This window comes from Streptomyces sp. NPDC013457, from assembly GCF_043089925.1.
Lineage (GTDB): Bacteria > Actinomycetota > Actinomycetes > Streptomycetales > Streptomycetaceae > Streptomyces.
In genome coordinates this window covers 216,557-228,545 of record NZ_JBICBL010000005.1, presented here as the reverse complement: position 1 = coordinate 228,545, position 11,989 = coordinate 216,557, and the positions used below count along the sequence as shown (strand labels likewise).

Below are 11,989 nucleotides of genomic sequence, written 5' to 3'. Positions count from 1 at the left end.
GTCATGCGTACCGGTAGATCGCGCTGTGGTCGAGCATCTCGCCAGGGGTGACCCCCCAGGGGCCCATCTTCTCGTCGCGGGCCGCGATCCGCCGGTACTGGGACTCGCCCAGCTGCGGCGGGCGCGTGGGGAGATACCCGGCCCGTGGGTTGCGCTGCTGCCAGCGGGACCACTGGAGGTCCACGAAGGAGTGGTGGAGCCAGAAGACCGGGTCGTTGACGGAGGCGCCGCCGAGCATCAGGCCGCCGACCCAGCGGTGCACACGGTTGTGGATGCGGAACCGTTCGTTGCCCCGGCCCGGGGCCCAGCCCTCCAGGGTGTTCCGGAACCCCGAGCGGCTCGTGGAGTTCCACGGCTCGACGTCGTACACGGTCTCCCGCATCACCTCGTCCAGCTGCGCCTTCGTGGGCAGCGTGATCGGGTCCTGGGGGCGGCCGAAGTCCCTGGTCAGGAAGCGGCCTTCGGTCATGCCGTGCTTCACCGCCCACCGTCCGCCGGAGTAGGCGAAGGGGCCGGTCATCACCTGGAGGTCCTCGCGGCGCCCGTTGCCGCCCATGAAGTCCTCGCTCCAGAGGGAGGCGGCCGGGGTGTTGTCCCGGGTCCAGTCCCAGTACGGCACGGTGACGGTCGGGTCGATCCGGCGCAGTGCCCGCTCGAACTCCAGCAGGAACTTGCGGTGCCAGGGCAGGAAGCTGGGGGTCATGTGGGCCACGCGGAGGCGGTTGTCCCCGTCGGCGACGTAGTAGTCGATGTGCGTGCGGACGAAGTCGTCGTACTTTCCGGACCGCTTGAGTTCCAGGACGGCGGCGACGAACTTCTTCCGCTCGGCGCTCGTCAGATCGCGCTGGTTCTTACGCGTGTAGGCCACGCGGACTCCCTCCCTGGTGGACGCCGTGGGCGGCGGCGTAGCGGGTCAGCGGGGCGGATCCCAGCTCGTCCACGGCCGCGCGGGTGGCCGCCAGGGGTGTCGCATGGGACTCGTAGTGGTCGATGGGGGTGAGATAGCCGCCGCCGGCGCGGCGCATCAGATGGAGCGGCCGGCCGTCGACGAGGACCACGGGCTCGCCCGAGGGGCCCGCGAGGCTCCGGATGCGGCGCCCTCGGTACATCTCGTCGAAGAGCTCCCCGTGCTCCCCGAACGGCTCCCCGAACGGCTTCTCGGCGGTGTCGCCGGCCGAGGCGCGGGGCGAGCCCTCGCGTGGTGTGGCGGCGATGCGGGCCAGGGCGCCGCCGGTGAAGGCGGCGACGGCCAGGGTGAAGAGGGACCGCAGTGCGACGCGGCGCGGGACGATCATGATTGATCTCCAAACGGTCGGAGAATGCCCTCAGGGCACAACGATGGAAACCCGACTTCGTTGCGAGGGAAATGCCAGCGGGTGGAATGTCGGCCGATCGAGTGAATTCAGCGCGGGAAGGCGGCTGTTCGACCACTAGCATCCGGGTCCATGACTTCTCCCTCCGCCGTTTCCGCGGCGCGCAGTGACAATCCGCTGGGCACGCTCACCGTCGTTCCGTGGACCATCGGTCCGACCGACGACACCCCCGTCACTCCTTTCCTGATGGTGTATTCGCTCGGGGACGGCCGTGACGGTCCCGAGGCCGGCGAGGAGGCCATGCGGGCGGCCCTCGAAGGCATGGGTCTGCCGCTGGGGGACCGCGTCGTCGACGCCTCGGTGGAGCGGGCGACCGGCGCCCATCTGCTCGTCGAGGCCCAGCGGGCCGTGCTCACGCTGCCGTTCATGAAGGCGCAGTGCCCGGTGCCCGCCGAGTGGGAGGCGGCCGCCAAGGAGAACGGGCACGTCTACCTGATCTGCTCGGTACGCCCCTGGCCCGACGCGGTGCCCGGCGAGGCGGTCACCGAGGAGCGGCTGAAGAGCTTCGTCACCGACGACCAGGTGGTCGGCTCCGCCGCCCACCTCCTGCTGCCGGTCCGGCGCCTGCAGGGCTGAGCGGGAAGCGGCGGAGAGTGGGGGTGGCGGCATGGCGACGGTGAACGTACGCGGCGGGGTCCCGGGACAGCGGCAGGAGGAGTCCCCGGAGAGCGCCGGGACGATCGGCGCGAGCCGGGCTCTCGGGCTGCTGCTCGTGATCACCGGGGCGGCCGGGGTGCTGGCCGGCTGGGTCATCACGATCGACAAGTTCAAGCTCCTGGAGGACCCGAACTTCCAGCCGGGCTGCAGCCTCAACCCGGTCGTGTCCTGCGGCAACATCATGAAGAGCGAGCAGGCGGCGGTGTTCGGCTTCCCGAACCCGATGCTCGGTCTCGTGACGTACGGGATGGTCGTCGCGATCGGCGCCGGCCTGCTCGCCGGGGCCCGCTACCGGGGCTGGTTCTGGCTCGGCCTGAACGCCGGGATGCTGTTCGGCGTCGGTTTCTGCACCTGGCTGATGCAGCAGTCCCTGTACGAGATCAACGCGCTCTGCCTGTGGTGCTGCCTGGCCTGGACCGCGACGCTTCTCATGTTCTGGTACGTGACCTCGCACAACGTCCGTACGGGGGTGCTGCCGGCGCCCGCCGCCGTGAGGGGCTTCTTCGAGGAGTTCACCTTCGTGCTGCCGGTGCTGCACATCGGAATCATCGGGATGCTGATCCTGACCCGGTGGTGGGACTTCTGGACCAGCTGACGTGAGCCTCCCCTCCTGGCCGCGGGCCGCACTGACCGTGCTGCTCGCGGCCGTTCTCGCGTTCGTCCTGCTGCCCGGCGGCCGGCTCGCGCCCGGGGACCGCGCGCCCGCGCCCGTTCCGGGGCGGCCGGACGTGCCGTCCGGGTTCTTCACCGGTTCCGACGCGAGCGGGGTGCGGCGGATCGCCGAGGTGCAGCGCTGGCTCGGCGGTGCGGACCTGACCGTCGGGCACACCTACCTGCCCGGCGACCGGTGGTCCAACATCGAGGGGCACCCCGCGCTCTTCGAGCCCTGGGCGCGGTGGAAGGAGGAGGGGCCGGGGCGGCTCTTCGTCCTGAACGTGCCGCTGCTCGACCGCAGCGAGGAGGGGCTGACGGACGGCGAGGTCCGGTCGGGACTGCGCAGCGGGGCGGCGGGCGCGTACGACGGGCACTTCCGGACCCTGGGGGAGCGGCTGGTCGCGCACCGGCTCTCCGACGCCGTCCTCGTCCTCGGCTGGGAGATGAACGGCACCACCTACAGCCATCGCTGCGGGCCGGACCCCGAGGCCTGGAAGGCGTACTGGAAGCGGGTGGTGGGCGTGTTGCGGGACGTGCCGGGGCAGCGGTTCCGCTTCGACTTCACCGCGAGCCGGGGGCGGGACGCCGTCGAGTGGCCGCGGTGCTACCCGGGCGACGCGTACGTCGACATCATCGGCCTCGACGCCTACGACCAGCCCGAGGGGGTCGGCTTCGAGGAGCAGGTGACCGAGGAGTTCGGCCTCGCGCACCATGTGCGGTTCGCGGCGGCGCACGGCAAGCCCGTCTCGTACCCGGAGTGGGGACTCTTCCGCAACGGGGACAACCCGGCCTACGTACGCGGGATGCTCGACTGGTTCGCGCGGTACCGGCCCGTCTACCAGACCTTCACGGACTACTGCCCGCACGGGGTGTACGGGTGCGCGGACAATCCGGAGTCGGGCGAGGTGGTCAGGGGCGCGCTGGGCGGGCCGTGAGGCTCACGCGTTGTAGGCGACCAGGGAGATGCCGACGTAGTGGACGATGAAGGCCGCGAGGGTGAGGGAGTGGAAGACCTCGTGGAAGCCGAACCAGCGCGGGGACGGGTTCGGGCGCTTCATGCCGTAGACGACCCCGCCGGCGCTGTAGAGCACGCCGCCGACGATCACCAGGACGAGGACGGCGATGCCGCCGGTCCGCATGAAGTCGGGCAGGAAGAAGACGGCGGCCCAGCCCATCGCGATGTAGCAGGGCGTGTACAGCCAGCGAGGTGCGCCGACCCAGAAGACCCGGAAGGCGATGCCCGCGACGGCGGCGCCCCAGACCGCCCACATGAGCGGCCGGCCGGTGGACTCGGGGAGCAGGAGCAGGGTCAGCGGGGTGTAGGTGCCCGCGATGATCAGGAAGATGTTGGCGTGGTCCAGGCGCCGCAGGACGGCCTCGCCGCGCGGACCCCAGTTGCCGCGGTGGTAGAGCGCGCTGATGCCGAAGAGCAGGCAGGCGGTGAGGACGTAGATCCCGCAGGCGATCCGCGCGCGCGGCGAGTCGGAGAGCGCGACGAGGGTGAGGCCCGCGATGACGACCGCGGGGAACATCCCCGCGTGCAGCCAGCCCCTGAGCCGTGGCTTGACGAACTGCTCGATCTCGTTCAGGTCCGGCACAGCAGAAGTCATGAGCCGAATGCTACCTACGGACCCGTAGGGCACGGAAAGGAGTGGCGATGCTCACGTGTGCGGCCCTCTGGACATATGGGCGCATGCGTCGGATGATCAAATGAGTGTGGTCGGCACCGGATGAGCAGCTACGACGCATCCGGGTCGCAGCCCCCACGGGGCAGACATCTTCAAAACCCCTCATCAAGGAGCAATCGTGGCGCGCGACAACGCGGCTCCCACCACCGCCGTCCCCACCCAGCACCAGGAACTGGTCGCCTGGGTGAACGAGATCGCCGAGATCACGCAGCCGGACAGCATCGTCTGGTGCGACGGATCCGAGGCCGAGTACGAGCGCCTGTGCGAGGAGCTCGTCGCCAAGGGCACGTTCAAGAAGCTCGACCCCACGCTGCGCCCGAACTCCTACTACGCCGCCTCCGACCCGTCCGACGTCGCGCGCGTCGAGGACCGGACCTTCATCTGCTCCGAGAAGGAGGAGGACGCGGGCCCGACCAACCACTGGAAGGCCCCGGCGGAGATGAAAGAGATCTTCGCGGGCGAGAAGGGGATCTTCCGCGGCTCGATGAAGGGCCGCACCATGTACGTCGTGCCCTTCTGCATGGGCCCGGTCGGCTCCCCGCTCTCCGCCATCGGCGTCGAGATCACCGACTCCGCGTACGTCGCCGCCTCCATGCGCACCATGACCCGCATGGGACAGGCCGTCCTCGACGAGCTCGGCACCGACGGATTCTTCGTCAAGGCCGTCCACACCCTCGGCGCCCCGCTCGCGGAGGGCGAGGAGGACGTGCCGTGGCCGTGCAACTCCACCAAGTACATCTCGCACTTCCCGGAGACCCGAGAGATCTGGTCCTACGGCTCCGGCTACGGCGGCAACGCCCTGCTCGGCAAGAAGTGCTACGCGCTGCGCATCGCCTCCGTCATGGCGCGTGACGAGGGCTGGCTCGCCGAGCACATGCTCGTCCTGAAGCTCACCCCGCCGCAGGGCGAGTCGAAGTACGTCGCCGCCGCCTTCCCGTCCGCCTGTGGCAAGACCAACCTCGCCATGCTGGAGCCCACGATCTCCGGCTGGACGGTCGAGACCATCGGCGACGACATCGCCTGGATGCGCTTCGGCGAGGACGGCCGCCTCTACGCGATCAACCCCGAGGCCGGCTTCTTCGGCGTCGCGCCCGGCACCGGCGAGCACACCAACGCCAACGCCATGAAGACCCTGTGGGGCAACTCCGTCTTCACCAACGTCGCGCTCACCGACGACGGCGACGTCTGGTGGGAGGGCATGACCGAGAAGGCGCCCGCCCACCTCACCGACTGGAAGGGCAACGACTGGACGCCGGAGTCCGAGACCCCGGCCGCCCACCCGAACGCCCGCTTCACCGTCCCCGCCGGGCAGTGCCCGACCATCGCCCCGGAGTGGGAGGACCCGAAGGGCGTGCCGATCTCGGCCATCCTCTTCGGTGGCCGCCGCGCCTCCGCCGTCCCGCTGGTCACCGAGTCCTTCACCTGGCAGCACGGTGTCTTCCTGGGCGCGAACGTCGCCTCCGAGAAGACGGCCGCCGCCGAGGGCAAGGTCGGCGAGCTGCGCCGCGACCCGTTCGCCATGCTGCCGTTCTGCGGCTACAACATGGGCGACTACATGGCGCACTGGATCAAGGTCGGCGCGAACGCGGACCAGTCCAAGCTGCCGAAGATCTACTACGTGAACTGGTTCCGCAAGAACGAGGCCGGCAAGTTCGTCTGGCCCGGCTTCGGTGAGAACAGCCGCGTCCTGAAGTGGATCGTGGAGCGTCTGGAGGGCAAGGCCGAGGGCGTCGAGACCCCGATCGGCATCCTCCCGACCGCCGAAGCGCTCGACACCGAGGGCCTGGACCTGCCCGCGGAGGACCTGGAGTTCCTGCTCAAGGTCGACCGCGACGTCTGGCGCGAGGAGGCCTCCCTGGTCCCCGAACACCTCAACACCTTCGGCGACCACACGCCGAAGGAGCTGTGGGACGAGTACCGCGCGCTGGTCGAGCGCCTGGGCTGATCCCCGTACCACCGAGGTACCACCGAAAGACTCGTGGCGAGTCGCCCCGAACACCGCCCTGACCAGTGGGGTCACGAACGGCTCGCTGCGACGCACACCGGCCCCCGGAGCCCCCTCACGGCTCCGGGGGCCGGTGCATTCCCGGCTCAGAGCAGCGGCTGACCGGCCTCGACCGTGGCGATCGCCCGGCGGCAGGCGTCGCGGAACCTCACGAAGTCGGCGTTCCAGCTGCTCGCCCGGCCGCCCCGGCTGTCGGGGTCGTCGAAGAGGCTCTTGCGCAGCTCCGTGGTGAGTTCGAGCTGCGCGCCCCTGCCGAGCATCGTCCGGTTGCAGGGGTTCGCGGTGTGGTCGCCGTTGAACTCCGTGAGGAGCGGGGCCCAGGCGGGAGCGAGGGAGTCGATGGCCGGGAAGCCCGCCGCGTTCAGCTCCGCCACGAGTGCCGTACGGAACGCCTTGTCGAGGCCGCCGACGACGGCCATCCGTCGGTCGCCGGTCGGCGGGTAGGTGCCGGTGGGCAGCCGCAGCTGGTCGAACTGGCAGCCGTGCAGGCTGAGTACGTTGAGATGGCTCGCCGCGGTCGCCAGGGCGACGTGGTCGTCGCAGTTCTTCGAGGTGACGTGCAGGTCCTTGTTGCCGGCGGAGAGCAGGCCCTCGAACATCCAGTAGTCGTGCACGGTGGGCAGGACCGGGGCACCCGCGGCGTCGCCCGGGCTGTATCCGGCGATGCCCAGGCAGAGTTCGCTGGTGCCGATCTCGATGCCGCCGCCGTGCAGGGCGAGGATCGCGGTGCGCCGGAAAGGGGCGACGGCGGTCAACGAGGTGTCGAACTGCTCGTGGCGGCGGAACCGGCGGCCGAAGGTGGTGCCCTCCTGGCCCGCCAGCTCGCGGTAGAGCGCGGTGTTCGAGGGGTACTCCGCCTCCGCCGCGTTCGCCGGTGCGGCGGACGCCAGTTGGGCGAGCAGCGGGGAGCCCGTCGCCGCGGCGGCGGCGAGCGCCGTGAGGACCGTGCGGCGGGAGGCGGAACGCGGTGCTGAAGCATGATCCGTGGTCATGGCCGGAACATAACCGATCGTGACGGTGCGAGGTGGATTCTTCCCGGACATGCCGCGGAGAGGAGGCGGGTCAGGACCTTCCGCGCTCCTCCAGATAGCGCGTGTGCGTCTGCTGCCGGATCGCCTCCGCGTCCTGCAGGGCCGCGGCGAGCGCCGCGGCCTCCTCGTGGAGCGCGGTCAGCTGGCGTTCGAGATGACGCTCGGGCGGCTCGGAGCCCGGCACGACCCGGTCCCACCACCGCGTCCGTACGAACGTGTCCACCGCTTCCAGAACGTCCTGGCGCACCGCCCTGGCCAGCACGTGCAGTTGCTCGGGGTCGCTGACCCACCCCGGCGCGAGAAGCGCCTCGACCAGCTCGTCCAGCTCGGCGAGACGGCCGGCGGCCGCCGCGGGCAGCTCCACCTCGCCCAGGTACTCCCGCAGCCGCGCGAAGTCCGCCCGCAGGGCGTCGAGCCGCTCCGCCGCGTCCGGGAACGCCGGGGCGGGCGGCCGCTCGGGCGGCGCGATCAGCGCGCCGGCGGCGTACAGACCCGCGACGACCAGCGGCCACAGCGAGCCGGCCGCGCCGGTGAACGCGAGGGCGAGGCCCACGATGCCGCAGGCACAGCCGGTGAGGTTCTTGCGGGACTCCAGGAACCGCAGGACCGGATTACTGGTAGCCACGGATCTCCTCGAAGGCTCCGTCCAGCGAGCCCTTGGTCGCGTCGAAGAGCCGGCCGCCGGTGAGGGTCGCGATGTGGTCCAGCTCGGCGCGGTCGGAGTCCCCGAAGACGATCGGGAAGACCGGCGTCCGCTGCTGGGCGGGCGACTGGTTCCGGTAGAAGGCGTCGAACGCGTCGGCCGGGTCGCCGTCGGTGTTCTCGCCGTCGGTCATCAGCACGATCGACGTGAAGGCGTCGTCCTCGCTGCCGCTGCCGAGCCGCGCGTACGCCTCCTTCAGGCTGGAGTAGACCGCTGTGCCGCCCGAGGCGGTGAGCCCGTTCGCCTGTGCGCGCATGGCCCCGATGGCCAGGTCCGGGGAGGCCGGGTCGACCGTGTACGTACGGACCTCCCCCTGCTTCACCGACGAGCCGAAGGGCATCAGGGTGACCGTCTCCCGGTCCCTGAAGTCGCCGGTCAGTTCGGCCAGCGCCGACCTCAGGCGGGTGAGCCGGTCGCCCGCCATCGAGCCGGAGGTGTCGAGGACGTAGACCGTGCGGGAAGGACGGCGGAGCTTGTTCTCGTACGCGTCGAGCAGCCCGTCGGCGACGGCGCGGCTGCCGGGGAAGGGCAGCTCACGGCGCTGGTCGGAGGTGAGCGGCCCGGCGAGCTCCACCCCGGGGACGACCGGGCGGCGCAGGGTCCGGTCGGTGATCATGCGCTGGGCGGCCGGGGTGCGCAGATGCGCGGTCAGGTTCGCGGCCGCCTGCTTCGCGTCGGCGCTCGCGGAGGTGAGCAGGGTGAAGGGGTAGTCGGCGGTGACGACTCCGTCGGCGGGCCGCACGACCGTCAGCCTCTCGGGCGAATTGAGCAGCACCGACTCGTAGTTGATCAGTGCGTCGACGTCCGTGCGGCGGGCCCAGGCGGTCGCCAGCCAGCCGGAGGAGCCCGACGTCAGCTTCTGGCCGCCGAAGAACTCCTTGAGTTTCGGCGTGGCCGCGGCCACGTCCTTCTCGGTGAGCGCGGACTGGGCGCCGGAGAGACCGGAGGCGATGGAGACCAGGGCGGAGAAGCCCGAGTTGGACCGCGCCGGGTCCGTCATGCCGTAACCGAGCTTCCTGTCGGCGACGGCCTGGTGGATCTGCGACCAGGTCACCTCGGCGGGGTCCCAGCCGAGACGGCTCACGGCGGCCGGGCGGATGCCGAGCGCGACCGGAGAGGTCATGATCGGCGTCTCGCCCGTGATCTTCCCCGCGGTGTCGGGGCGCAGCCGCAGGTAATCGTTGGAGGAGAGCCAGACCGCGTCGTACGACTTCTCCGCGTCACCGGACGCGATCTGCTCGACCGCGTCGAGCGTGCCCGCGTACGTGGGCCTGACTGTCACCCCGGTCGCCTTCCGGGCCTCTTCGAGGACCGGTTCCATGTCGGACAGTTCGGAGGAGGCGAGGACGCGGAGCGTACGGGGAGAGGAGGCCCCGTCGTCCCCCGTACCGCCCGCGTCCGTGCCGTCGGCGGTGCAGGCGGCCACCGTCAGGGTGGCCAGAAGAGCGAGGGCGGCCGAGGCGCGGCGGTGCGGGTGTCTCATTCGAGGCCGCCTTCCAGGGCGCTCGTGCGGCGGGTACGGGCCAGATAGGAGCCGGCCGACTGCAGTTCGGCGGTCAGCGACTCGACCGTCGCCGCCATCGACTCGGTCGCCTGCACCTTGTACGTGTCGATCGCGTCGAGCGTCCGGTAGATCTGCTGGAACGCCGAGCGCAGCGTCTCCGCGCCCACCGCCGGGTCCGCCGCGATGCGCTGGATCTCGCCGCTCTGGGTCGACAGCATCTCCGCGTTCCCGCGGATCAGGTCCTCGGTCGTCGAGCGGAGCACATTGACCTGCTCGGCCACCTTGCGCTGGTTCTCCAGCGCGGAGGAGAGCATGACCGCGATCCGCAGCGCCGAGACCGTGCTCGTCGCCGCCCGCTCGACGCCCTTGATCAGCTCGTCGTTGTTCCGCCGGACCACGTCCATCGCCAGGTACCCCTGGGCGCAGACGGCGAGCTGGGTCAGCAGGTCCTGGTGCTTCTGGCGGACGGGGAAGAGCACGTCCGAGCGGAGCGCGTCCGCCGCGGCCGGGTCCGGAGTCAGGGCGATCCGCTCCTCGACGGCCCCGTCGAGAGCCTCGGTGAGCACCGCGTACTCCTGGAGCTTGCCCATGGTCTCCCAGAGCCGCGCCCGCTCGGTCTGCAACGCCGCGTTGTCGCGGCGCAGCTCGTCCTGGCCGCCGCGCAGCGCGCCCACGATCCCGGTCAACGTCCCCTGCGAGGAGGCGTACCTGGCGACATGGTCGCGGAGCTTGTTGCCGCCCGGCAGCTTGGAGAGCAACCGGCGGGCCCCTTTGCCCGGCGTGTCGCGCGGGTCGAGGTCCTCGACCGTGCGGCGCAGCTCGACGAGCGAGGCGCCGACCCGGGACTGGGCGTCGCCGCCCTCGGCGAGCGACCGGACCGTCCGGTCGAGCATCCGGTTCGACTGGGCGGCCGCGCTGCGCATGTCGCCCGCCCCGAGCGCCGCGATCTCCCCGATGCGGCCCGCGAACTCGGGCGAGCGGGCGTCGAGCCCGGCGAGCGAGTCGACGTACTCGACCGCGCGCCGGCTCATCTCCGTGCGGACGGACTCGTCCAGCGGGACCAGGCCCGAGGCCTGCTCGGTGCGGACCGGGGGCACCGGTTCCGGCGGGGTGAGGACCAGTTGCGCGGTGGCGGGGTCGTTGGGTGTGGTCATGCGGAGTCCCCCTGGTTGCGGGCCCGCCGCGCCATCTCGTGCAGCACCTCGCTGGTGGGCACGGGCGCCTGGCGGACCCCGGTCAGTGTCTGGTTGAGGCGGTCCCCGAGGTCCGCCGTCGCGGCCGTGAACTCGGCGGCGGCGCCCTGCGGGCGGAAGCCGTGACGTACCGCGAGCTTGCGCAGCTCCGGGTCGGAGGTGAGGAGTTCGCCGAGCGCCCGGCCGTTCTCGGTGAGCGGTACGACCGTGTGGTCGCTGATCACCGTGGTGTCCGGGTAGAGCACCACGAGATCGCCCATCTGCTGCTTCGCCATGAGCGGGGAGGCCACCTGGGACTCGTACACGAGCACCAGCTGGTTGCCGACGCCGCTGACGAAGTCCCGGAAGGGCGCGTCGGAGCTCGACTGCTGGGCGCCCTGGACGCCGATCAGCTTCCGCAGCAGCGGTGCCGTACGGTCCACGGCCGCCTTGTCGCCGGCGACCCTGCCCCCGTCGGCGACATAGCCGGCCGCGGCGAGGTAGAGGGCCCCGGAGTTGGAGGCGACGGGGTCGGTCGAGGTGACGAAGACCGTGCCGCTCAGCTCCGGATGCGCGCTCGCGCCCTTGAGCTGCTGCCAGGTCCTGTCGGCCTTCGCGGCCTTCAGATAGGGGTCCATGAGCAGGGTGCCGGTCTGGCCCCCGGAGCCCAGCCGTACCAGGCCGTTGTCGGCGAGGACCTCGGCGGCGGCGCGATGGGCGACGACGACCAGCGGCGAGTAGAAGGGCCGCAGCGCGGCGCCCTTCACCCCCGCCTTGGAACGCAGCTCGTCGGCGGGCGCCTTGGAGGCCGGGAACGCGAAGTCGTAGCCCGTGAGGGGCAGCTCCTCCATGTCCCAGGACCCCGAGGTCTCCGTCCGTACGGTGAAGCCCTTGTCGGCCAGGGCCTTCACGACCTCCGGGTCGGCGAAGAACTCCGCCTTCTCCGACCCGATCACTCCTCGCACGGTCTTCGTTGCCGTGCCCTTGTCCTTGTCGCCGCCCGCCACGAGGACGACGGCCACGCCGCCCAGGAGCAGGACGGCCAGGACGATTCCCAGGATGCGTCTCACGAGGGCAGGCTGCTCACGGAAGCCCACATTCCAGGGGGAGTCGGGTGGACGGGGGGTGAAGTGGTGATCCCGGTACAGAACCGGAGGACGAGCACCCGCCGTGTACGGTGATCGCCTCTGGGGAGGGGGTGG

At 71.1% G+C, this 11,989-nt stretch carries 12 protein-coding genes; 4 read left to right on the top strand and 8 right to left on the bottom strand.

Annotation, left to right across the window (positions count from 1 at the left end; genetic code table 11):
- Window position 1 precedes the first annotated feature (1 nt).
- Window positions 2–868 carry a tyrosinase family protein gene (locus ACF1G2_RS15535; protein WP_391798768.1) on the bottom strand — a complete coding sequence of 289 codons (867 nt, stop codon included), beginning with the start codon at window positions 866–868 and terminating at the stop codon, window positions 2–4.
- Complete coding sequence (locus ACF1G2_RS15530; RefSeq protein ID WP_391798767.1) at window positions 852–1,295, bottom strand: tyrosinase family oxidase copper chaperone; 444 nt, start codon at window positions 1,293–1,295, stop codon at window positions 852–854. Before ACF1G2_RS15530 ends, ACF1G2_RS15535 begins: the two co-directional genes overlap by 17 nt.
- Window positions 1,296–1,445: 150 nt before the next feature.
- Between ACF1G2_RS15530 and ACF1G2_RS15525 the strand changes: the two genes are divergently transcribed.
- Genes ACF1G2_RS15525 through ACF1G2_RS15515 form a run of 3 tightly spaced genes read left to right on the top strand, consistent with a single transcriptional unit; the run spans window position 1,446 to window position 3,619 of the window.
- Entirely contained in the window at window positions 1,446–1,949 is a 504-nt protein-coding gene (locus ACF1G2_RS15525) for a DUF5949 family protein (protein WP_391798766.1), read from the top strand.
- A 31-nt stretch (window positions 1,950–1,980) separates the two neighbouring features.
- Window positions 1,981–2,625, top strand: coding sequence for a vitamin K epoxide reductase family protein (locus ACF1G2_RS15520; protein WP_391798765.1), 645 nt, complete (start codon window positions 1,981–1,983; stop codon window positions 2,623–2,625).
- A gap of 1 nt (window position 2,626) precedes the next feature.
- A complete protein-coding gene (locus tag ACF1G2_RS15515) occupies window positions 2,627–3,619 on the top strand; it encodes a glycoside hydrolase family 26 protein (protein WP_391798764.1) in 993 nt (330 codons plus the stop codon).
- 3 nt (window positions 3,620–3,622) lie between these two features.
- Here the strand turns inward: ACF1G2_RS15515 and ACF1G2_RS15510 are convergent, their stop codons facing one another.
- Window positions 3,623–4,294, bottom strand: a complete 672-nt coding sequence (locus ACF1G2_RS15510) for a hemolysin III family protein (RefSeq protein WP_391798763.1) — start codon at window positions 4,292–4,294, stop codon at window positions 3,623–3,625.
- Between the two features lie 196 nt (window positions 4,295–4,490).
- On the opposite strand from ACF1G2_RS15510, the gene ACF1G2_RS15505 reads away from it, so the two are divergent.
- Window positions 4,491–6,317 carry a phosphoenolpyruvate carboxykinase (GTP) gene (locus ACF1G2_RS15505; protein WP_391798762.1) on the top strand — a complete coding sequence of 609 codons (1,827 nt, stop codon included), beginning with the start codon at window positions 4,491–4,493 and terminating at the stop codon, window positions 6,315–6,317.
- 146 nt (window positions 6,318–6,463) lie between these two features.
- Here the strand turns inward: ACF1G2_RS15505 and ACF1G2_RS15500 are convergent, their stop codons facing one another.
- From ACF1G2_RS15500 to ACF1G2_RS15480, 5 genes are all read right to left on the bottom strand, one after another.
- Window positions 6,464–7,369: a poly-gamma-glutamate hydrolase family protein gene (locus tag ACF1G2_RS15500; protein ID WP_391798761.1), complete on the bottom strand. Its 906-nt coding sequence runs from the start codon at window positions 7,367–7,369 to the stop codon at window positions 6,464–6,466.
- 70 nt (window positions 7,370–7,439) lie between these two features.
- Entirely contained in the window at window positions 7,440–8,033 is a 594-nt protein-coding gene (locus ACF1G2_RS15495) for a hypothetical protein (RefSeq protein WP_391798760.1), read from the bottom strand.
- Window positions 8,020–9,594 (bottom strand): substrate-binding domain-containing protein, encoded by a 1,575-nt coding sequence (locus ACF1G2_RS15490; RefSeq protein ID WP_391798759.1) that lies wholly within the window; start codon window positions 9,592–9,594, stop codon window positions 8,020–8,022. The genes ACF1G2_RS15495 and ACF1G2_RS15490 overlap by 14 nt, the downstream gene beginning before the upstream one ends.
- On the bottom strand, window positions 9,591–10,769 hold the full coding sequence (locus ACF1G2_RS15485; protein WP_391798758.1) for a toxic anion resistance protein: 1,179 nt from the start codon (window positions 10,767–10,769) through the stop codon (window positions 9,591–9,593). The genes ACF1G2_RS15490 and ACF1G2_RS15485 overlap by 4 nt, the downstream gene beginning before the upstream one ends.
- Window positions 10,766–11,884 (bottom strand): hypothetical protein, encoded by a 1,119-nt coding sequence (locus tag ACF1G2_RS15480; protein WP_391798757.1) that lies wholly within the window; start codon window positions 11,882–11,884, stop codon window positions 10,766–10,768. Before ACF1G2_RS15480 ends, ACF1G2_RS15485 begins: the two co-directional genes overlap by 4 nt.
- Window positions 11,885–11,989: the final 105 nt, after the last annotated feature.

Excerpts from the sequence above, each read along its gene's own strand:
- ACF1G2_RS15530 (WP_391798767.1), bottom strand. The coding sequence starts at position 1,295 with ATGATCGTCCCGCGCCGCGTCGCACTGCGGTCCCTCTTCACCCTGGCC.
- ACF1G2_RS15525 (WP_391798766.1), top strand. The coding sequence starts at position 1,446 with ATGACTTCTCCCTCCGCCGTTTCCGCGGCGCGCAGTGACAATCCGCTG.
- ACF1G2_RS15520 (WP_391798765.1), top strand. The coding sequence starts at position 1,981 with ATGGCGACGGTGAACGTACGCGGCGGGGTCCCGGGACAGCGGCAGGAG.
- ACF1G2_RS15510 (WP_391798763.1), bottom strand. The coding sequence starts at position 4,294 with ATGACTTCTGCTGTGCCGGACCTGAACGAGATCGAGCAGTTCGTCAAG.
- ACF1G2_RS15500 (WP_391798761.1), bottom strand. The coding sequence starts at position 7,369 with ATGACCACGGATCATGCTTCAGCACCGCGTTCCGCCTCCCGCCGCACG.
- ACF1G2_RS15490 (WP_391798759.1), bottom strand. The coding sequence starts at position 9,594 with ATGAGACACCCGCACCGCCGCGCCTCGGCCGCCCTCGCTCTTCTGGCC.
- ACF1G2_RS15485 (WP_391798758.1), bottom strand. The coding sequence starts at position 10,769 with ATGACCACACCCAACGACCCCGCCACCGCGCAACTGGTCCTCACCCCG.